This window comes from Xenorhabdus kozodoii (genome assembly GCF_002632875.1).
Lineage (GTDB): Bacteria > Pseudomonadota > Gammaproteobacteria > Enterobacterales > Enterobacteriaceae > Xenorhabdus > Xenorhabdus kozodoii.
This window is the reverse complement of sequence record NZ_NJCX01000008.1, coordinates 23,065-44,572: the sequence shown is the minus strand read 5'-3', so window position 1 is coordinate 44,572 and position 21,508 is coordinate 23,065. Positions and strand designations below refer to the sequence as shown.

The following is a 21,508-nucleotide window of genomic DNA, read 5'->3' as shown; positions in this document are numbered from 1 at the left end:
TAAATTTATAACCAAAATTCGCAACGTAAAGCGAATTTTCAAGGCAATTGTTTTGTTATTTACCTCGTAATAAAAAGCCTGAGTCCAGTGAATACTGAAGTCAGGCCTGACTAACCGCTTAATAAGGTTGATTAACCATTCGGAAAAATCAATGTCTGCCCCGGCGCTTCCCGGTTTAAGTGAATAAAGTTCAGGTGCTTTTCATAGTGATCAAGAATATCACTGATGATTTGCTCTTTCGTATAATCCATCAGATCATTGCCCTGTGTGCCTTCCATGAGAAAAGTTTCCAACCGGTAATAGTGAGACTTGCCCGATCTGGCTCGATAGGTAAATCCGGGTACAGAATAACGTTGGGGCCAAATTTGGTAGATAAAATCCTGTTCATCACCTAAATCAACAATCAATTCCAGCGGGTTCAAACGCTTGTCCTCTTTGGCGGGCAGCTCATTAAACTGAACTTTCGCACCGCTCATCACCAACTCTTTAGCGACTTCCAGCATAGCCGGCCGGCACACACTATCCAGCATTCGCTGGGTGCTTTTCGTGCCAGGGAAATGCATCATACGGCTCAGACGCTGTTTCCAGTTCAATGAACCATTGTCATGGATAAGCGTGGGTGAAGAGTTGTGTAACGAACTGGCTTTGCGGAAATCTTCCACTCGCAAGGATTTATACAGCCCAGCCATCACAAAGAAGATCACAAAACTAAAAGGTAACCCCATAATAACCGTGGTATTTTGCAAGGCGGAAATGCCATCCGTCATGAGTATACCTAACGTTAATACACCGATTGCCAGCGACCAAAAGACACGCAACCAATTCGGTGCATCATTATTGATGTCACTAAGATTAGAGGTGAAATTGCCTAACACTAACGAGCCTGAATCCGCCGATGTGACATAAAACAGCAATCCGGTGATGGTGGCGACAGAAGCGCTGAACGTGAAGGCCGGATAAAGTGCCAGCAAACGATAAAAGCCTTGTTCTGGATGTTGCAGTACGGTTTCCGCCAATTGGCGATTGCCATGCAGAATTTCATACAACACACTGTTACCAAAAATCGATAACCACAGCAGGGTAAAAACAAATGGAATGATCAATGTTCCCATAACGAATTGGCGAATGGTTCTGCCACGGGAAATGCGGGCCAGGAACAATCCCACAAACGGCGACCAAGCTACCCACCATGCCCAGAAAAACAGCGTCCAGTTATTCATCCATTCCGTTGGGCGTTCAAATGCAAAACTGTTTAGCGTCATGCCCATGAAACGGCTGATATAATCCCCGACATTCTGCACTAATCCGTTAAGCAGAAATTCGGTATCACCCATAAATAAAATAAACAAAACCATGCCAAGAGCCAGCAGGACATTCAATTCGGACAAAAATCGAATGCCTTTGTTAACACCGGTCGTCACAGAGATAATGGCTATCAGCACAGACAATAATATCAAGCCTCCCTGCACTCCCAATCCTTGCGGTAACCCGAAAAGGACTTTCAGCCCATAATTCAACTGCACAACCCCAATTCCCAGCGTCGTTGCAATGCCAAAAATTGTCCCTATCACGGCCGCAATATCCACCGTATGGCCGATTGCGCCTTTAATGCGGTGACCAAAAATAGGATAAAGCGCCGAGCGGATAGTCAGAGGGAGGTTATAACGATAACTAAAATAGCCCAGTGCAATTCCCATCAGGGCATACATAGACCAGCCCGTCAGGCCATAGTGGAAGAGTGTCCACACCATCGCCTGACGAGCTGCTTCAATGGTTTCCCCCTGGCCTGTTGGTGGCTGCATATATTGCGTGACCGGCTCAGCCACCGAGAAAAACATCAAGTCAATGCCGATCCCGGCAGCAAACAGCATTGCCGCCCAACTCAGCAGACTGAATTCCGGCTTAGATTGTTCTGGACCCAATTTGATTGATCCAAAACGGGAAGAGGCAACAAAAACCACGAACACAATGTAAAGCGTTGCAGCCAGTAAATAGTACCAACCGAACGTTTTAGACACCCAATTCAGGGTATTTTTTATCCAAATACTCGTAGCTTCCGTGAAAAAAATAGTGAATAGAGAAAATACAATAATCAGTCCGGCAGAGGTGAAAAAAACGACAGAATTCAGGGTATCCTTCTGAGGATTTTTTGGACTGTCTTGGGTATTCATAGGCAGTTCCTGAAATTAATAGAAGTGAAACACATAAAATGCATAAATCGCATAACCAATTGAATTAATTATAAAATATAAAATATATTAAATAACCCACCCCCTTTATTGTAAAAACATTGTGATAAAACATATTTAATTTTGATTGAACATTCAATCAAAAAAAAGTTTAATACTGCCCGAATGATTGATCTTCTGAGCCTAAAATCATGCCAAAAATTGGAATGCAGTCGATAAGAAAACAGCAACTCATTGATGCAACATTAATCGTTGTGAATGAAGTTGGAATGCAGGAAGCCACTATTGCGCAAATAGCCAGAAAAGCGGGAGTTTCCAACGGAATTATCAGCCACTATTTCAAAGATAAAAACGGGCTATTGGAAGCTACCATGCGCTATCTGTTACATCAACTAAAAATGGCCGTCGCACGTCGATTACGTTTGCTTGACAACGCCACGCCCACACAACGGTTGAAAGCCATTGTCGAAGGGAATTTTGATCCCAGCCAGACTAACAGTGCAGCAATGAAAACCTGGTTAGCTTTCTGGGCGAGTAGTATGCATCAACCCACATTGTATCGGTTACAGCAAGTCAATGAACGCCGTTTGCACTCCAATCTTTGTGTTGAATTTAAACGTGCCATGCCACCCGCAGAAGCGAGTCTGGCTGCCCAAGGGCTTTCTGCATTGATCGACGGTATTTGGCTGCGCAGTGCATTAAGCAAGAAGCCTTTTGATATAGAAGGAACATTCAAAATTACTATCGATTATATCGAAAAGAAACTCGGATCATCCGATGTAGCCTGAACTTCTGGCATATAACCTAATGGATAGACTCTTAAGGAGGTTCTATGACCCATTTTGGATTACAAAAACTTTATATCCACGGTGCTTATGTCGATAGCGCCAATCCCGATAACACCATTTTCGATTCTATTAACCCGGCCAATGGCGAGGTTATTGCTCAATTTCAATCCGCAACCGAACAAGATGTTAATCTGGCTGTCGAAAGCGCCCATAAGGGACAGAAAATCTGGGCAGCCATGACGGCGGTGGAACGTTCGCGGATCTTACACAAGGCTGTAAATATCTTGCGTGAACGCAATGATGAACTGGCTGAATGGGAAACATTGGATAGCGGCAAACCGCTTTCTGAAACCCAACAGGTTGATATCGTCACGGGCGCCGATGTACTGGAATATTATGCTGGCTTAGTTCCAGTCCTTGAAGGCCAGCAGATCCCATTACGGGAATCTTCTTTCGTCTATACCCGTCGTGAACCCTTAGGTATTGTGGCGGGTATCGGCGCATGGAACTATCCTATTCAAATCGCCCTCTGGAAATCAGCACCGGCCCTGGCTGCCGGTAATGCCATGATTTTCAAACCCAGTGAGGTCACCTCCCTTACCGCCTTGAAATTGGCTGAAATCTATACCGAAGCCGGCTTGCCTGATGGTGTGTTCAATGTCCTGACTGGCGCAGGCCATGAAGTTGGGCATTATTTGGCCGTTCACCCTAAGATCGCCAAAATATCGTTTACCGGCGGTATCGTGACAGGCAAGAAAGTCATGGCAAATGCTTCCGCTTCAACCCTGAAAGACGTCACGATGGAATTGGGAGGCAAATCCCCGCTGATCATCTTCGATGATGCCGATCTGGATCGCGCCGCTGATATTGCCATGATGGCGAACTTTTTTAGTTCAGGCCAGGTTTGTACAAATGGCACCCGTGTCTTTGTCCCTAATTCGCTGCTTTCACGTTTCGAAACAAAAATTCTTGAGCGTGTTAAACGCATTCGCATTGGTTCACCTCTCGATCCCAACACTAACTTTGGCCCACTGGTGAGCTTCCCACATATGGAGTCTGTTTTACGCTATATCGAAAGCGGCAAAAACAGTTCTGCCCGCCTGCTTTGTGGTGGCGAGCGGCTAATGGAAGGTGAATTGGCAAAAGGAGCCTTTGTTGCTCCGACAGTATTCAGTGGCTGTACCGATGAGATGTTAATCACGCAGGAAGAAATCTTTGGGCCAGTGATGTCCATCCTGACTTATGAAACGGAAGATGAAGTCATTGCCAGAGCCAATAACACCCATTATGGCCTGGGTGCCGGATTAGTCACCCAAAATCTTTCCCGTGCACATCGCGTGATCCACCAGCTAGAAGCCGGTATCTGTTGGATCAATACTTGGGGAGAATCTCCGGCAACCATGCCAGTTGGTGGCTATAAACATTCTGGTGTGGGTCGGGAAAATGGGCTGGTCACACTACAAAATTACACGCAAACCAAATCGATACAGGTGGAACTCGGCGATTTTGAATCCTTATTTTAATCCAGACCTGTAACAGAGGAGATAACAATGGTTTTTGATTACATTATTATCGGTGCTGGTTCAGCGGGTAATGTCCTTGCAACGCGTTTAACGGAAGATCCCGACGTGACTGTCCTGCTACTGGAAGCAGGGGGGCCAGATTACCGATTCGACTTCCGTACTCAAATGCCAGCGGCGCTGGCATACCCCTTGCAAGGAACCCGTTATAACTGGGCGTATGAAACCGATCCCGAACCCTATATGAATCATCGGCGTATGGAATGCGGGCGCGGTAAAGGGTTAGGGGGATCTTCACTCATCAATGGCATGTGCTATATCCGCGGCAATGCACTGGATTTTGATCATTGGGCAACACAACCAGGGCTGGAAGCGTGGACTTATCTTGATTGCCTTCCCTATTTTCGCAAGGCGGAATCAAGGGATATTGGCGAAAATGATTATCATGGTGCAGATGGGCCAGTCAGTGTTACCACCCCCAAAGCGGGTAACAATGAACTCTTTCATGCGATGGTAGAGGCCGGTGTTCAGGCGGGTTACCCACGCACTGACGATTTAAATGGCTATCAGCAAGAGGGCTTTGGGCCAATGGATCGCACGGTTACCCCGAAAGGACGCCGCGCCAGTACAGCCCGTGGCTATCTGGATCAAGCCCGTTCACGCCCCAATCTTACTATCATTACCCATGCGTTGACTGATATCCTCGAATTGACAGGAAAGAGAGCCGTTGGCGTCAATTTTTACCAAGGCAATAGCTCCACCTTAACTCAGGCAAAAGCGCGTAAGGAAGTTTTGCTCTGTGCCGGTGCCATCGCATCCCCACAGATTTTGCAACGTTCAGGCATTGGGCCAGAGGAAGTGTTAAACGCGTTGGGTATTCCTGCGGTGCAGGTATTGCCTGGTGTGGGGCAAAACCTACAGGATCACCTTGAAATGTACCTGCAATATGAATGCCTCCAACCCATTTCCCTCTATCCAGCCTTGAAGTGGTATAACCAACCCCAAATTGGTGCGCAATGGCTATTCAAAGGCACAGGCATTGGTGCCAGCAATCAATTTGAAGCAGGCGGTTTTATTCGTACCAATGAAAAGTTTGCCTGGCCAAATATTCAATTTCATTTCCTGCCGGTTGCCATTAATTACAACGGCAGCCATGCCGTCAAGCAACATGGCTTTCAGGCTCATGTGGGTTCTATGCGTTCCCCAAGCCGGGGGCGGGTGAAAATTACGTCACGCGATCCTCGTCAGCATCCCAGTATTTTATTCAACTACATGTCAGCAGAACAGGATTGGCAGGAGTTCCGCGCGGCTATTCGCATTACGCGGGAAATTATGGCGCAGCCTGCACTGGCACCCTATTGTGGCCGTGAAATCAGCCCAGGTGTTGAAAACCAGTCAGATGAACAGCTCGATGCCTTTATTCGTTCACATGCCGAAACCGCCTTTCACCCATCATGCAGTTGCAAAATGGGGACAGATGAAATGGCCGTCGTAGATGGCCAAGGAAGAGTGCACGGTATTGAAAATCTGCGGGTTATTGACGCCTCGATTATGCCAACCATCATTACCGGTAATTTAAATGCCACGACGATCATGATGGCTGAAAAAATTGCAGATAAAATCAGGGGTATTTCCCCCCTGCCACGCAGTCAGGCAAAATATTATGTTGCCAATAACACCCCTGTCCGCCAATAAGAATGTTTATATCTCCCCGCGCAGCGGGGAGATAATAGATTGAATTAAGGAGATAAATTAATTTTCCTCTTTTTTATCACTGTCGTCTTTAGGATCATGACCTTTAAGACGATTGATTAAATCATCCGCCTTTTTATTCGCCTCAGATTTTATTTCTTCCGTTTTCGACTTCACCGTATCTGAAAGCTGATCGATCTTGTCATTAGCCTGATGCTGGATATCCTCCGTTTTCGCTTTCACAGACTCGATGACATCATTTGCGGTTTTCGTCGCCTGATTTTGGATATCCGTTGCCTTGGACTTTATTTGCTCAGTCACTTCATTGGATTTATCAAGCAAACTATGGCTTTCATCGGAAACCTGTTCCTTTACCTCCGATGATTTTTCTTTTGCCTGCTCTGTTGCGTGTTCAGCATCAGTTTTCGTTTGCACTGCACTTTCTTCAGTTTGCTGTTCCGGCGCTTCTGCTTTTTTAGACGCATCATCACAACCCGCCAGCAGTGCCACGATACCTGCCAAGATCAGAGAACCAAGAATTTTTTTCTTCATTGACGAACCCCTTGTACTTAAGGAAATTGAACGTAAATTTCAATGCCAATATTTCAGTCTCATCATCGTATGTTATGCTTCCAAAAATCCCATATGCAAATAAAAACAATTCCCATTTACCTTTTTTGATTTCTCAGGTGACTTATTACATTGAAAGTATTTCACTTGATCATATTTCAGGAAATTTATGGCAAATAATAGTCAAAAATTAGAAAAACGCCCAATCGCCACTCTGGTTCAAAAAATTTTAACCGGCACCCTTTCAGGGACATTAGTCTTGGGAGCGGCATTCTCCAGTACGGTTTACGCGGCCGAAGATCCCAACGAGCAGCGGCCTGAAAAGAAAAATGCGGTGATGAAATTACCCGCCCTTTCCGTTGTTGAAAGTCTGCACGATAGCAACAGTGCGGGAAGTTCCGTGCTCAAAAAGGCGGATATCGACCGGACTCAGGCCGATAATGTAGCCCAATTACTCGACCAGCTTCCGGGTGTTTCAATGTCCGGCTCCCCGCGCCCTGGAGGACAAACGCTGAATATTTGGGGAATGGGCGACCAGGAAGATATCAAAGTCACACTGGATGATGCGCCAAAAGGATTCGAGAAATATATGCAGGGTTCTATTTTTATTGAACCTGAACTGATTAAACGTGTAGAGGTGGATAAAGGACCACATAATCTCATTGATGGTAATGGCGGGTTTGGGGGCTCGGTCAAATTTGTGACAAAAGATGCGAACGACTTGCTGCGCCCTGATGAGGATTGGGGTGGCTTTATCAAACAAAGCTATCACACCAATGACAGGCAGTGGATCAGTAGTGGCGCAATCTATGGCAGAGATCCCAACGGCTTTGCTGATGGTTTGCTCTATGTGAGCAAACGGGATGGGCACAATATTAAACGCCCTGATGGCACACAGTTTATGTATTCTCAAAACAATCAGACATCCTATTTATTGAAAACCAACTTTTATCCCAGTGACGCCCATACGATTAGCTTGTCCGCTATGCGATCTGAATCGGATGGCTGGCAGCCTTGGTCGGCTAAAGGCAAAAAAATGAGTGTGCCTTCCGACTACGATATAGAAAAATATGGCTGGGATGGTGCATGGAAGAAAAAACTCGTTTTTCGTGATCAAATCGATCAGAACTACACGGCCAAATGGAATATCGCACCAGAGTACAACCCTTGGTTGAACTTGACAATGACCTATGCTTATTCAAAAACTAAGCAAAATGATCACCGTCCAGACGATATTAAGGCTAATTACAACTCTTCCCTGGGAAATAGAAGCTGGGTTGATTACACCGATAACCTACTTGATATCAATAATAAAAGCGTATTTTCAACCGGTCTCATTGAACATGAATTACTGATGGGAACCCGTTGGCATAAAAATAACCGCAATATACTGATGTTTAATAAATCCCACACAAAGGAAAAAAAATATAACTACGGTTATTATCAACCAGCTTATATGCCTGCTGGCGATCAACTCGCTTACAGCTTCTATATTCAAGATTCCCTGAAAATAGGCAACGTCACCGTCACACCGGGTGTTCGCTATGATCATGTCAAAAATAAGGGCAAAGAAAATCTCGCCCCCATCTATAACGATAAATCACCAGAAGTCAATCATGACTATAGCCGTGTCACCTATACCGGCTGGTCACCCCATTTAGGCATTCTGTGGCAAGCCAATAAAAACCTTTCATTGTTTGCAGATATCAGCCGTACATGGCGTGCCCCCGTCGTCGATGAACAATATGAAGTACAAGGTATAGGTGGTCTCAGAGGCTCCAGCCGCGATCTTGCCGTTGAAAGAATGGCAGGAATACGCCTCGGTGCCATTCTCGATTTCGATAACTTGATACTTGAAGATGATAGCCTGCAAATCCGTACCACCTTATTCCGTAACCGTGGCAAAGATGAAATCTTTAGAAGACGTGGTATTTACTGTGAAGCCCAACTTGATAGTAGATCAAGCAATTCATGTAGAAAATCATTGGGAAATTACCGCAATTTGCCGGGATATACGATTGAGGGCTTAGAAATAGAAACTTTCTATGACAGCCGGACAGTGTTTGGAAAACTCTCGTTCTCTACGATGCGTGGTCAACGTGATGCTTCTCCACGTAATCCGTGGATAGGACATAAAACCTGGCTGACGGAAATTCCACCCACTTCTGCACATGCCATGTTAGGGTTTAAAATTCCGCAATGGCAGATGGTAATGGGGTGGAAAGGTGATTTCATCCGCAAACAAGATCGTTCACCTTCAGACGGTGATTCAGACGCAGGTTCTTGGGCATTCCCTAAAAGTAAGGGTTATGCCTTACATGGCCTGTTTGCAAGCTGGCGTCCGTCTTATATCAAAGGATTTGAAGCAAGGATCACTGTCGATAACCTGTTCAACCGTGATTACTATCCGTACTTAGGAGAAGCAACTTCGGGTATTGGCCGCAATTACAAGTTCAGTATTTCACAGCAATTCTAACTGACATTGAGTCACCCACGCCTAACCCCCTTCACCTAAGGGGGTTAGTTTTCCAAACACGGCATTGACTTCCTCTCAACAAATACAAATAATAACTATTATCAGTTATATCCTATCCCATAAGGCATTATCATTATGGCGGTGCAAAAAAGCACATTTGAGCACAATCAAATCACCCAAAAACTCTATGCCAATTATTATCACTGGCTGTGTAACTGGATTAGACAAAACAGTGCTTGTTCCAATCAAGCTGAAGATATCGTCCATGAAGTATTCATCAAATTGATGCAATCTTCGGATCTTGAACATATCCGCCAGCCAAAAGCCTTTTTAATGACGATAGCGCGCAGAACGCTCTCCAATCACTGGCGCAGGAAAAAACTGGAAGACAATCATCTGGAATATCTTATTGAAAATACTGAAATTTTAGCAAACTCTTCTGAGGATCAACATCTGTTGTTAGAACAGTTGGAAAAGATCGATGAGACATTGGATGAACTGCCGGTAAAAGTCCGACAGACATTTTTACTCACCCAACTCCAGGGGTTACGTTATAAAGAAGTGGCGGAAAATTTGGGTATTTCAATAAGCTCAGTGAAAAATTATTTGCATCAAGCCCACAGGGAATGTCACTTTTTTAATACGCTTTGAACAAACATATTGTTATTTTCAGAAGTCAACCGTACTAAACGCAATTATGCTCGGTACTCGTGCTCTTTCTGTTAATGTGACAGAACCGTGATTATTTCCCCGCATTGAGAGAGATGATTGAGAGTAGATGTCTATCGTAATGCCTAGGATTCCTATCTCCCCACATAGTGGGAGATAATCAAACACTATCCCCTCGCGAAGTAAGACTTAAAGGATAAGATGTATTCATTTAATAAAATTTACAACTATAGGTGGATATTATTATGACTACGCAAACAACATCAACATATGATTATGATTCTGTAACTAGATTTATGAAAAATTATAGATTAGATAATACTGGAGGACATTATGCAGTAGATGATTTTGAAGCCATAGAGAATAAGGATGGACAAATTGAGATTTTTTTTCAATCAGTTGGTGACAATGAAAATATCATTAATATGTATCCTGATGCTAATTATAGTGGATATGGTAGTGAAAAACTTCCTATTACAATTAATAATAATTATAATATAAAAAATATATATTTAACTACATTTGACAATGGTAGGATAGTCGTATTTTATATAAATGGAGATTGCATAAGTTATATTTATGAGAATAAAAACACAGGAAGGGAACGCTGGATTTTGGGTGATGAAAAATTTGCTTTAGCAAAAGATATTTATGATGAAGAAAATGGTATTGGATTTACTATTAATGAAATACGTATAAAAACCATTATAATGGATGATAGAGAAGTAATAGAAATCAGCCCAATCTATTATTCAAATCCAAAAAAAGAGTTTGATAACACAGTAAACTCAAATAATAGAAAGAACATTATAAACAAATCAAAAATAAACAAAGCAGGTGATAACTGTAAAAAAATATTAAATTTTACCAATGAAAAAACCGACGGACCCAATATAAATTATGAAATGATAGCATTATCTGCAATAGGAGCAGAAACTAATTCTATATTGATAGGGAATACTTATGATACACTTACTGACTTTAATATAACATACGCTTATGATCCAAAATATGTGTTTATATGTCATAGTTTTTCAGTGGAAAATAGAAATGATTCACACGCATATTATTATAGTGAAGATTCTATCTTAGACAGTAAAATAGAAAAAATAGAAAAATTAAAATCTATTGAATATTATGACAACGGGGAGGTAAAAAGTAAAATTTACTGTAAAATTTATACAGAAGAACTTCATCAGTATATTGTTTCATTGCGTATTGATGGCGATAGAGTATTAGTTGATAAAGTTATCTCTGAAATAGATCTAAATATAACACCAAAAGGTAGAGATATTTTTGATTTTAAAATATCACTTGATAGTAAAAATAGAACGCATTTATTTCTAGATTATAACGAAGATAAAAGACGCCTACATGAATCTATCTTATATCATATGATGGAAGATGATAACTCTCCTACTGGTTGGAGTGATCCAACTCGAATTAATACACAGGTAATGTCATATGATAATACAGTATACAACACACTTTCGGTTATATCAGGTGGGATTAATGTCTTTTTTGTTGATAAAAATAATACCTTTATTCGTTCAATGTGGTCACTTGAAAATGACCAATGGATCGATAGTAATATAACACCAGGAAGTAAAACAGTTACAAAAGAGTTCTCTGTTTATAGCTCAGAAATTAGTGTGAAAGATAAATTTGGTATCCTATTAATTAATGAACCTGTAGAGATATCATCCTCAGCCCAAACAGGGCTAATTATTAATGGCAGTACATATTTCGTTGAAAAAGATCAGAAAATATCAATCAAAACGAATATACGAGGCGTTTTTACGATTACACAACCCGCTGAAAATTTAGGCGTAGCAGCACTATCATTTACACTGCCTCAACGTGATCCTTCCCCTGTCGCAATTCGCCAATATGCTGATGTAAAAGATCGACTATCTAAATTGACGGCTCAAGATTTAAAAGACGCCAAGGATAGTAAAGGAAATCTTCTCGTACCTGATCTTTCTACAGATAGCGCAGAAAGTATAGTGAGCAGCGTTAAAAAATGTATGGAAATGGCAGATACCGCACCTAAGCTACGGCGTACATTGAAAAAAGAACCTCATGTTGGAAAATATCTACCTGAAACGTTACTTCAACTAGAGACATTACAGGCACCTAAGCAATATCAATCATGGATGCTTGATTTAAATAACAATACGCCTATTTATAGAGAATTGAATAAAGACATGCATCAAAAGGAAATAGATAATTTATTAGATTTTGACCCAATAGAATGGTTTGGTAGTATAGGAGATTTTATTAAAAATGGAATGGATAAAGTCATAGATGTTTTAAAAATTATAGCAGATTCCACTGCTGATGGATTTAGCGTTACAATCCATTTTGTTGAAGATGGCATTGAGAAATTTTTCACAGCAGTAATAAAAGTGGCTCTTGATGCTATCAATATAGCATCTGTAATATTTAATGATATCAAACTAACAACTGATAAACTCATTGAATGGATTGGGTTTGTTTTTGATTGGGATGATATACTTAGGACTAAGGAGGCAATTTCTCATATTCTATCTCTACAAAAAGAATTTCTTACAAAATCAACTGAAAAAATAAAGCGTACAGTTGATAACACATTGAGTAGTACCAAAAACAAGGTTAACAAGGTTTTCGATGATCTTATTAATACATATCAGGGTAAAAGTGTTAATTATGGTTATAATCAAGTTCAATCACTTAAAAATAATTTCTCACCTAAAGGTATGGATAAGGCTTTGGCCAATAATCCCTTATTCGATTATCTCTATAACCCAATTAATTATAATAAATTATCGGAATCATTAAATGCAGTTCAGTCCCGGTTTATTTCTATTGACAATGATAATAGCCCCGCAGACCAGGTTAGAGAGGCGATAGATAAATATACTGATGATTTTAAAAACTCTGATGATATGAACTCACTTAACGTTCTATTTTCTGACACTCAAAACACTGAGTCATTATTTTCAAAGATGATAGCAGATATACTTGGAATTTTAAAAAATCTAACGACGCTAGCAATAAATGGTTTAACTAGTCTAGTTGATTCAGTAATATCATTCGTTGAAACTGCAATTTCTAAACTCTATACTATTATGAATGAGCCATTATATATTCCTTTTATATCAGAGATATTCAAATTTATTACGAAAGCCGAAAAAGATCCAAGCATGAATGATTTTCTGTCACTACTTCTCGCTATCCCGATAACCATATTGTCAAAATTAATATTAAATAAAAGCCTGCTTCCGGATAAAGAAAGTGTTTTGAATTTTAAAACTGAAATTAATATAACTGACTTATTAGAAATAGTAAATTCAACATATAATGATTCTATGATTATAACGCAAAATACAGGGAAAACAAAGCGTAAAAAAAGAAGTACGACCAAAAGCTCAGGCAGCAAAAACGTACTAAAATGGATTAGCGCATTTTGCACTCTATTTTCAGGGTTTGTTGAAGGCTTACGTGCAGGGTCATTGATAATAGCGGAAACTACCTATCCTAACAATACCCGACTCTCCACAATAAAGAAATTTATAAACTGTTTTGCTATAGTAATAAATGCCACGAATATAATTTGTCAGTTACTTTTGGGCTCTCTAGATGCTTATTCAGCTCTACTTATTGCAATGTCCTTTTTTATGCTTGTGTTGTTAATTATTTATACTGTCGCTTCTTTTTTTGAAAAAAACGCTTATGATATACATTTTATAGTACTAAGTATTATATTTGGTTCTTGTATATTCTTTTTGACTTTCTTTTACATGAAACAACTAAGTGGGTTGGATATAACAATATCATTCCTATTTGCAGCATGGCAAATACTTGATGGAACTGTTTTGCTGAGAGTCGCTCCGCCTGTATCTATTGCTTCGGTAGCTATTCAGTGTCTTTTAGGGATAACGGCTGGTGGCATTAAAATAGTTAAAATAGTTGAATAGTAGATCCAATAAACTTCAAGTTGCCACCTGCAAGACGACACAAGGCCCTATCTCTGGCCTTGTGTCCATTTCAGCGAAAAATGTCATTTTCAAAATACGACGGCACCAACTGATAGGGCTTAAGGCTGAGTGTGCATATGACTTCTGATAAAATAATTTCAGAAGTCGACTGTACTAAACAAACAACCCCGCTGTTTATCTGGCAGCAGGGCATCTGTTTTAATTGCAAATTTACCTGATGGCAAAACAGTATCAAAGAATACGATTTTTCTCCAACTGTGCCTGACGGGCGGCTTCCCTCGCCATACGTTTTTTACGGGCATCGCAAGGTTCAGGGCAATCGCAAACTTTTTCTACGCCGATGCTTCCCAACCCACCACAACTTCCTTGAATGCTTTTGCGCTTAAAAATATACCCCAACGCCATGCCAGCAAAAGCCAGCAAAAAAAAGATAAAAGTGGCAATAAAGACTTCCATTACCTTCCCCCTCTTTCCTATTTTTTCTGTAAGTATGGCTTAAAGGCCGCACTATATCGCTCTTCAAAACCTTCTTTGGTTTTGACAATCATAAAGACCGGAATATTCAGTTTCTCAGCTAATTCCATGCCTTTCTCTGGCCCCAATACATCCAGGCCGGTGGAAAAGCCATCCGCACTCATACAATTCGGCGCAATCACGGTAATTGAGGCCAAGTTATGCGTTATCGGCCGCCCCGTCTTGGGATTAATGGTGTGGGAGTAACGTACGCCATTTTGTTCAAAATAGTTGCGGTAATCACCTGAGGTTGCCACAGACATATTGCCCGGCTCAATGATCTCCTGAGCGCTCTGTGTCATGCCACTATCCGATGGTTTTTCAATCGCTATCCGCCACGGATTTCCTTTGCCATTGTTGCCCGATGTGCGAACTTCACCGCCAATATCAACCATATAATTTTTGATATTGTGAGAACCCAGGTATTCAGCAACCACATCAACACCATAACCTTTGGCGATAGAAGAGAGGTCAACATACAGTTCAGGGATAGATTTGATCAGATTATTACCTTCAACAGACAAGTAACCAATCCCTGTCCAGCCACGGCGGATCGCTAATTCTTCATCCGTCGGCGCCTTGGTAATACGCCCTTCTGGCCCAAATCCCCACAAATTGACCAATGGGCCAACAGTAACGTCCAGTGCACCTTCTGTCAGTTTATTGATTCGAATAGCTTCTTTGACAACTTTCGCCGTCGCGGCAGATACCGGAAACCGTTTATTCACTTCCCGGTTTTGGTTAAAACGACTCAATTCAGAATTTGGCCGATAAGTGGACATCTGATCATTCACTTCTTCCAGCAGACGATCAATCTCTTTTTGCAGGCTTTCTGGGGCTGGAGCAGATGAGTCAGCAACATATTTAACGGAGTAATAGGTCCCCATTGTCTGCCCATCCAGATTTTGCTGTTTAGCGCCACCACATGCCGCCAGCATGATGGTTGCAAACAGCAATATTCCCCAGTTGATCATTTTTTTATTCAACATAACTTACTCTTTCTGATTTATTTTGGCTCTTTCTAAATCGCAGCGCCCACAAATTGTGGGCGCTTGTCGTTAACTCATTGTCACTAAAACAAAGTGTTTCTTCCGGGTTACAGCTTTGTCAGCTACAACCTGGCTTATTGGGTATATCATCAGCCGCCAAAATCATCCAGCATGATGTTTTCATCTTCTACACCAAGGTCTTTCAACATTTTAATCACCGCAGCGTTCATGACCGGAGGCCCACACATATAGAATTCACAATCTTCGGGTGCAGGATGATCTTTCAGATAGTTCTCATACAAGACATTGTGAATAAAGCCGGTATAGCCATCCCAGTTATCTTCCGGCAGAGCATCAGACAATGCCACATTCCATGTAAAGTTCTCATTTTCTGCGGCAAGCTGATCGAAATCTTCGGTATAGAACATTTCACGCTTAGAACGCGCACCATACCAAAAGGAGATCTTACGCTTGGAGTTTAAACGCTTAAGCTGGTCGAAGATATGAGAACGCATTGGTGCCATACCTGCACCACCACCAATGAAGATCATCTCTGCATCAGTATCTTTAGCGAAGAACTCACCAAACGGGCCAGAGATCGTGACCTTATCACCGGCTTTCAGTGACCAAATGTAAGAGGACATAATGCCCGGAGTCACATCTGGGTTTCTGGGTGGTGGCGTTGCAATACGCACATTCAGCATGATAATGCCATGCTCTTCTGGATAGTTCGCCATTGAATACGCACGGATCGTTGGCTCTTTAACTTCAGAGACATAACGGAACAGATTGAATTTATCCCAATCTTCGCGGTATTCCTGTGGGACTTCAAAATCCGCATAATGGGCAACATGGGGAGGACATTCAATCTGAATGTAACCACCGGCACGGAATGGCACCACGTCCCCATCAGGAATTTTCAGCTTTAATTCTTTAATGAACGTGGCCTTGTTATCGTTGGAGATAACTTCACATTCCCATTTTTTGACACCGAAAATTTCCTCTGGCAGCTCGATTTTCAGGTCTTGTTTAACATTGACCTGACACGCCAATCGACAGCCGTCTCTGGCTTCACGCTTGTTGATGTGGGAAAGTTCCGTTGGCAGGATATCACCACCGCCTTCCCGAATTTTCACGCGGCACTGGCCACAAGAGCCACCCCCACCACAGGCAGAGGAAACAAAAATCCCCTGACTGGAGAGCATATTTAATAGCTTATCACCCGCGGGAGCAGAGAAACTCTTATCCTCATCGCCATTAATTTCAACTTTAATATCCCCGGTGTTCACTAACTTAGATTTTGCGAACAAAATCATTGCCGTTAGTACCAACACAATCAGGGTAAACATCACTACACCTAGAATGATTATATCCATGAATTCTTCTCGCCTTTAGAGCTGCACACCGGAGAAGGACATAAAGCCCAATGCCATCAAACCGGTGGTGACAAAGGTGATCCCCAATCCTTTCAAACCTGCCGGAACATCCGCATATTTCATTTTTTCACGGATAGCAGCCATCAGAACAATGGCCAGCATCCAGCCCATGCCTGAACCGAAACCATATACGATGGACTCACCGAAGTTATAGTCACGCTGTGCCATAAATGAAACGCCACCGAAAATGGCACAGTTCACCGTAATCAACGGCAGGAAGATACCCAACGCGTTGTAAAGTGCCGGAACATAACGGTCTAAGATCATTTCCAGGATCTGTACCAGCGCAGCAATAACCCCGATAAAGGTAATGAAGTTAAGGAAGCTCAAATCCACCCCATCCATCAAGGCACCATCACGGAGTACCAGATTGTAAACGAGGTTATTAGCAGGGACGGAAATGCCCAATACAACGGTTACAGCCACACCCAGGCCAAAAGCCGTCTTAACGTTCTTTGATACCGCCAAAAACGTACACATACCGAGAAAGAAAGATAATGCCATGTTCTCGATAAATACTGCGCGGACAAACAAACTAATATAATGCTCCATTTTGTTTGTTACTCCTTCTCAACCTGCTCAGGTTTTAGCGACCGCAAACTCCAAATCAGCATACCAATGATGAAGAATGCACTGGGTGCCAACAGGAATAAGCCATTAGGTTGATACCAACCCCCATTCTTGACTGATTCCAGCACCGTAATACCGAATAATTTTCCTGAACCAAACAGTTCACGCAAGAAACCAACCAGCAGCAGAATGACGCCATAGCCCAAGCCATTACCGATACCATCCATGAAACTTTCAACGGGTGGTGCTTTCATGGCGTAGGCTTCAGCACGCCCCATAACAATACAGTTCGTGATGATAAGGCCAACAAACACCGATAACTGCTTGGAAATTTCGTAAGCATAAGCCCGCAAAATCTGGTCTACGACGATAACCAGAGAGGCAATGATCGCCATCTGTACAATGATCCGCACACTGCCAGGAATGTAATTACGGATCAGTGAAATGAAAAAGTTAGAAAATGCGGTGACCAACGTAACCGCAATGGTCATGACTAACGCCGTTTCCAGTTTGGTGGTCACAGCCAGTGCTGAACAAACCCCCAAGACTTGCAATGCAATCGGGTTATTATCAAACAGCGGCCCAAGAAGGACGCGTTTTATCTCTTTACTATCAGCCATCTTTCAAGGCTCCCTCACGTACTTTTTTCAGGAACGGGCCAAAGCCGTTATCACCCAGCCAAAAATCAAACATATGCTGAACACCATTAGAAGTCAGGGTCGCGCCAGACAAGGCATCTACGCCGTAAGGGTTATCACCGGCACCGCCACGGACGATCTTAAGTGCCGGGACACCTTGCGGGTTATAGAGTTTTTTCCCCACCCACTGCTTGCGCCATTGTGGGTTATCAACCTCCCCTCCCAAACCTGGCGTTTCTCCATGAGAGTAGTAAGTGATGCCGTGAGAGGTGACACCATCGATGTCAATGGAAATGAAAGCATACATCACTGACCACAGGCCAGAGCCGTATATTGGCAGAACCAGTTCAGTCGTTTTGCCGCTTTCATCCTTGACCAGATAAATTTCTGTCATATTGGCACGGCGGCGAATCTTCGCCAGATCCTGCTCTGGTGACAGCGCAATGCTGGTTTCGTCACTGCGCAGGGCGTTATTCAGATCAAAATGGCCATGGCTTTTTTCCAACGTTGCGGTTTTCAAATCAAGCAATTCAGGTTGAATGCGACTGTCATAGATTGCTTTGATTTCCGTCGCTGTCATGCCGGGTTTTAGCAAACCCGCCACATCCAGAATATTACGCTGCTTGTCCAGCAGTTTCTGTTCCTGCTGCTGCGCTTTCAAACCTACGGCCGCACCCGCAACCACAATCGAACATACCAGGCACAGCACAAAAACAACGAGGAACGTTCTGCCAATGCCATCATTATTTCTTGGTTTATCATTAGCCACGGGCTTTTCTCCGCTTAATATTGGCCTGTACGACCAGATAATCGAACAGTGGCGCGAACAGGTTAGCGAACAAAATCGCCAACATCATTCCTTCTGGGTACGCTGGGTTTACCACCCTGATCAAAATGCACATCACACCGATCAAGATACCGTAGGCCCATTTCCCTTTATCCGTAAATGCGGCGGATACCGGGTCAGTCGCCATAAAGATCATACCGAACGCGAAGCCCCCCAGAACCATATGCCAGTACCACGGCATAGCGAACATTGGGTTAGTGCTAGAACCAATGGCATTAAACAGGTAAGACGTAGCAATCATACCGATCATCACACCTGCAACGATGCGCCATGAAGCAATACGCGCAAACAGAATGATGAGTCCGCCGAGGAAAATCATCAACGTGGAGACTTCGCCGATTGAACCTGGAATGTTACCGATAAACGCGTCCATCCAAGTGATTGGCTGCCCAGTAATGATATTCATCAGGCCGTGGCTACCCGCAGTTGCCCACTGGGACAAAGGCGTTGCACCAGAGAAACCGTCAGCCGCAGTCCAAACCAAATCACCTGAAATTTGGGCCGGATAAGCAAAGAACAGGAAAGCACGCCCCGCCAAGGCTGGGTTCAGGAAGTTACGACCTGTACCGCCAAAGATCTCTTTCGCAATGACTACGCCGAAAGTGATCCCCAAGGCAGCCTGCCACAGTGGCAGTGTTGGCGGAACAATCAGGGCAAATAGAATGGAGCTAACAAAGAAGCCTTCGTTGATTTCATGTTTGCGGATAATGGCAAATAACACTTCCCAAAAGCCACCAACGACGAAAACAACCGCATAAATTGGCAGGAAGTAGGTTGCGCCTAGTAGCATCTTACTGCCCCACCCTGCATCGGGTGTTAATGATGCACCAAGAGACTGAGCAAACATGTAATGCCAATCAGAAGCCAAAATCTGCTGTAAGGCATCGCCATTATATAAATGTGTCAGGGCAGGTATCGCCTGATTCCCGACGTTATACATTCCCCAAAACATTGCCGGGAAAACCGATAGCCACACCAAGATCATCATGCGTTTGAGATCGATGGCATCACGGACATGGGAATGCCCTTTCGTCACCGTGCCCGGTGTATAGAAAACGGTGCTCACTGCCTCATAGAGAGGATAATACTTTTCCAGTTTGCCACCGGCCTCAAAGTGGTGCTCTACCTTTTCAAATAAATTTTTCAGGCCCATGAATTACCCTTCCAGCTCAATCTTAGTCAGCGCTTCACGCAGTACTGGACCGTACTCATATTTGCCTGGACAAACATAGGTACACAATGCCAAATCTTCTTCATCCAATTCCAGACAACCCAGTGCCTGAGCACTATCGGTATCCCCTGCAAGTAGGTCACGCAGGAGGTGCGTTGCCATGATATCCAACGGCATTACACGCTCATAATTGCCAATTGGCACCATGGAACGTGCCCCACCATTTGTTGTGGTTGAGAAAGCAAAACGTTTCTTTTTCAGGAAGTGGCCGATTGTGGTGCGGGTAATGGAGAACTTATTAACGCCGGGTGCGATCCAACCGAACAGCTCTTTTTCCCTGCCTTCAGCAAGTACAGAAACTAACGTATGGAAGCGGCCAAGATAATGGCGGGTATCATCTGATTTCATACCACACAGTACGGAGCCAGAAATAATACGGTTTTCGCCCTCTTTTAACTGATCTTGCGTCAATTCCAGCAAATCAGCGCCCAACCGGGTGCGTATTAAGCGTGGCGATTTAACCTGCGGTCCTGCCAGGGATACCACACGATCAGTGTACAATTCCCCCGTGGTAAACAGCTTACCAATAGCAATCACATCCTGATAACCCAGATGCCAAACCATTTTTTGGGCACTCGCCGGTTCAATGAAATGAATATGAGTCCCCACCAAGCCGGCTGGGTGTGGACCAGCAAACTGGTTATAGGTGATTTGAGCGTTATTTCCCACTGTTGGAATATTTCCAGCGCCGTGGCAGACGTGGATTTTCCCGTCCGTCAATGTTGACAGAACATTCAGGCCATCAACAAAAGCCTCTTCTTGAGTTGCAATAACAACTAATGGATCAGCAGCCAGTGGCTGGGTATCCATGGCCGTGACAAAGATGGCCTTTGGTGTGGAACCGGGAACAGGGGAACGGCTGAAAGGGCGTGTACGCAACGCTGTCCATAATCCTGACGCAAGCAGATTTTTCTCTACTTGTTCACGGCTCAGTGAGGCAAGTTCAGCACGCTCATAGCGATCAAACATGACTTTCTCATCACCGCTCACTTCAATGACGACAGATTGCAAAACACGACGTTCACCACGCCCAATGGTGACAACTTTCCCGCTTGCGGGGCTAGTGAAAACAATCCCTGGGTTCTTCTTATCTTCAAAAAGAATTTGCCCTTTTTTGACATGCTCACCTTCCTTAACCAGCATAGAAGGACGCATTCCAACATATTCTTCACCGAGTAAAGCAACATGGCGAATTGTCGGACCATCTTCTACAACTTGGGCAGGTGCTCCTGCTATCGGGAGGTCGAGTCCTTTTTTAATTTTAATCATAAGATTTGCACAAGTTTATCAGTTAAACCCTATACTACAGACTACCTTACGTTATTCTCCGTGAGGTAATGCAGCGACTCTAGTAATAAAAAAACACCTTGAGCAATAGATGTCTCAAGTTATTCACTCCG

The 21,508-nt window shown here is 43.1% G+C and carries 16 protein-coding genes; 6 read left to right on the top strand and 10 right to left on the bottom strand.

Annotated features, from left to right (window positions below; translation table 11 throughout):
- Nucleotides 1-131 precede the first annotated feature (131 nt).
- The gene (locus tag Xkoz_RS06800; RefSeq protein ID WP_099141454.1) at nucleotides 132-2,171 is read right to left on the bottom strand and encodes a choline transporter; all 2,040 of its coding nucleotides are present in this window, start codon (nucleotides 2,169-2,171) and stop codon (nucleotides 132-134) included.
- Between the two features lie 209 nt (nucleotides 2,172-2,380).
- On the opposite strand from Xkoz_RS06800, the gene betI reads away from it, so the two are divergent.
- Genes betI through betA form a run of 3 tightly spaced genes read left to right on the top strand, consistent with a single transcriptional unit; the run spans nucleotide 2,381 to nucleotide 6,192 of the window.
- Complete coding sequence (gene betI, locus Xkoz_RS06795) at nucleotides 2,381-2,977, top strand: transcriptional regulator BetI (RefSeq protein ID WP_099141453.1); 597 nt, start codon at nucleotides 2,381-2,383, stop codon at nucleotides 2,975-2,977.
- A 44-nt stretch (nucleotides 2,978-3,021) separates the two neighbouring features.
- Nucleotides 3,022-4,500 (top strand): betaine-aldehyde dehydrogenase, encoded by a 1,479-nt coding sequence (gene betB, locus Xkoz_RS06790; protein WP_099141452.1) that lies wholly within the window; start codon nucleotides 3,022-3,024, stop codon nucleotides 4,498-4,500.
- 27 nt (nucleotides 4,501-4,527) lie between these two features.
- Nucleotides 4,528-6,192 (top strand): choline dehydrogenase, encoded by a 1,665-nt coding sequence (betA, locus tag Xkoz_RS06785; RefSeq protein ID WP_099141451.1) that lies wholly within the window; start codon nucleotides 4,528-4,530, stop codon nucleotides 6,190-6,192.
- 57 nt (nucleotides 6,193-6,249) lie between these two features.
- On the opposite strand, the gene Xkoz_RS06780 is transcribed toward betA, so the two are convergent.
- Entirely contained in the window at nucleotides 6,250-6,741 is a 492-nt protein-coding gene (locus Xkoz_RS06780; protein ID WP_099141450.1) for a hypothetical protein, read from the bottom strand.
- 187 nt (nucleotides 6,742-6,928) lie between these two features.
- On the opposite strand from Xkoz_RS06780, the gene Xkoz_RS06775 reads away from it, so the two are divergent.
- From Xkoz_RS06775 to Xkoz_RS06765, 3 genes are all read left to right on the top strand, one after another.
- Nucleotides 6,929-9,235, top strand: coding sequence for a TonB-dependent hemoglobin/transferrin/lactoferrin family receptor (locus Xkoz_RS06775; protein WP_099141449.1), 2,307 nt, complete (start codon nucleotides 6,929-6,931; stop codon nucleotides 9,233-9,235).
- A 135-nt stretch (nucleotides 9,236-9,370) separates the two neighbouring features.
- Nucleotides 9,371-9,886, top strand: a complete 516-nt coding sequence (locus tag Xkoz_RS06770) for a sigma-70 family RNA polymerase sigma factor (RefSeq protein WP_099141448.1) — start codon at nucleotides 9,371-9,373, stop codon at nucleotides 9,884-9,886.
- 263 nt (nucleotides 9,887-10,149) lie between these two features.
- Entirely contained in the window at nucleotides 10,150-13,863 is a 3,714-nt protein-coding gene (locus Xkoz_RS06765) for a hypothetical protein (RefSeq protein ID WP_099141447.1), read from the top strand.
- Nucleotides 13,864-14,115: 252 nt separating this feature from the next.
- On the opposite strand, the gene nqrM is transcribed toward Xkoz_RS06765, so the two are convergent.
- The 8 genes from nqrM to Xkoz_RS06725 all read right to left on the bottom strand — a co-directional run bounded on the left by nqrM (nucleotide 14,116) and on the right by Xkoz_RS06725 (nucleotide 21,377).
- Complete coding sequence (gene nqrM / locus Xkoz_RS06760; protein ID WP_099141446.1) at nucleotides 14,116-14,340, bottom strand: (Na+)-NQR maturation NqrM; 225 nt, start codon at nucleotides 14,338-14,340, stop codon at nucleotides 14,116-14,118.
- A gap of 17 nt (nucleotides 14,341-14,357) precedes the next feature.
- Nucleotides 14,358-15,335, bottom strand: a complete 978-nt coding sequence (locus Xkoz_RS06755) for an FAD:protein FMN transferase (protein ID WP_422646086.1) — start codon at nucleotides 15,333-15,335, stop codon at nucleotides 14,358-14,360.
- Nucleotides 15,336-15,535: 200 nt separating this feature from the next.
- Entirely contained in the window at nucleotides 15,536-16,762 is a 1,227-nt protein-coding gene (gene nqrF, locus Xkoz_RS06750) for an NADH:ubiquinone reductase (Na(+)-transporting) subunit F (RefSeq protein WP_099141444.1), read from the bottom strand.
- Nucleotides 16,763-16,777: 15 nt separating this feature from the next.
- Nucleotides 16,778-17,374 (bottom strand): NADH:ubiquinone reductase (Na(+)-transporting) subunit E, encoded by a 597-nt coding sequence (gene nqrE, locus Xkoz_RS06745; RefSeq protein ID WP_086107962.1) that lies wholly within the window; start codon nucleotides 17,372-17,374, stop codon nucleotides 16,778-16,780.
- Nucleotides 17,375-17,382: 8 nt separating this feature from the next.
- On the bottom strand, nucleotides 17,383-18,012 hold the full coding sequence (locus Xkoz_RS06740; protein WP_099141443.1) for an NADH:ubiquinone reductase (Na(+)-transporting) subunit D: 630 nt from the start codon (nucleotides 18,010-18,012) through the stop codon (nucleotides 17,383-17,385).
- Nucleotides 18,005-18,799, bottom strand: a complete 795-nt coding sequence (locus Xkoz_RS06735) for a Na(+)-translocating NADH-quinone reductase subunit C (protein WP_099141442.1) — start codon at nucleotides 18,797-18,799, stop codon at nucleotides 18,005-18,007. The genes Xkoz_RS06740 and Xkoz_RS06735 overlap by 8 nt, the downstream gene beginning before the upstream one ends.
- Entirely contained in the window at nucleotides 18,792-20,030 is a 1,239-nt protein-coding gene (locus Xkoz_RS06730; RefSeq protein ID WP_099141441.1) for an NADH:ubiquinone reductase (Na(+)-transporting) subunit B, read from the bottom strand. Before Xkoz_RS06730 ends, Xkoz_RS06735 begins: the two co-directional genes overlap by 8 nt.
- Nucleotides 20,031-20,033: 3 nt before the next feature.
- A complete protein-coding gene (locus Xkoz_RS06725; RefSeq protein WP_099141440.1) occupies nucleotides 20,034-21,377 on the bottom strand; it encodes a Na(+)-translocating NADH-quinone reductase subunit A in 1,344 nt (447 codons plus the stop codon).
- Nucleotides 21,378-21,508: the final 131 nt, after the last annotated feature.

Coding starts and splice junctions, on each gene's coding strand:
- nqrM (WP_099141446.1), bottom strand. CDS start 14,340: ATGGAAGTCTTTATTGCCACTTTTATCTTTTTTTTGCTGGCTTTTGCT.
- Xkoz_RS06730 (WP_099141441.1), bottom strand. CDS start 20,030: ATGGGCCTGAAAAATTTATTTGAAAAGGTAGAGCACCACTTTGAGGCC.
- betI (WP_099141453.1), top strand. CDS start 2,381: ATGCCAAAAATTGGAATGCAGTCGATAAGAAAACAGCAACTCATTGAT.
- Xkoz_RS06770 (WP_099141448.1), top strand. CDS start 9,371: ATGGCGGTGCAAAAAAGCACATTTGAGCACAATCAAATCACCCAAAAA.
- Xkoz_RS06755 (WP_422646086.1), bottom strand. CDS start 15,335: ATGCTGGCGGCATGTGGTGGCGCTAAACAGCAAAATCTGGATGGGCAG.
- Xkoz_RS06780 (WP_099141450.1), bottom strand. CDS start 6,741: ATGAAGAAAAAAATTCTTGGTTCTCTGATCTTGGCAGGTATCGTGGCA.
- nqrF (WP_099141444.1), bottom strand. CDS start 16,762: ATGGATATAATCATTCTAGGTGTAGTGATGTTTACCCTGATTGTGTTG.
- Xkoz_RS06800 (WP_099141454.1), bottom strand. CDS start 2,171: ATGAATACCCAAGACAGTCCAAAAAATCCTCAGAAGGATACCCTGAAT.
- nqrE (WP_086107962.1), bottom strand. CDS start 17,374: ATGGAGCATTATATTAGTTTGTTTGTCCGCGCAGTATTTATCGAGAAC.
- Xkoz_RS06775 (WP_099141449.1), top strand. CDS start 6,929: ATGGCAAATAATAGTCAAAAATTAGAAAAACGCCCAATCGCCACTCTG.
- betA (WP_099141451.1), top strand. CDS start 4,528: ATGGTTTTTGATTACATTATTATCGGTGCTGGTTCAGCGGGTAATGTC.
- Xkoz_RS06740 (WP_099141443.1), bottom strand. CDS start 18,012: ATGGCTGATAGTAAAGAGATAAAACGCGTCCTTCTTGGGCCGCTGTTT.
- betB (WP_099141452.1), top strand. CDS start 3,022: ATGACCCATTTTGGATTACAAAAACTTTATATCCACGGTGCTTATGTC.
- Xkoz_RS06765 (WP_099141447.1), top strand. CDS start 10,150: ATGACTACGCAAACAACATCAACATATGATTATGATTCTGTAACTAGA.
- Xkoz_RS06725 (WP_099141440.1), bottom strand. CDS start 21,377: ATGATTAAAATTAAAAAAGGACTCGACCTCCCGATAGCAGGAGCACCT.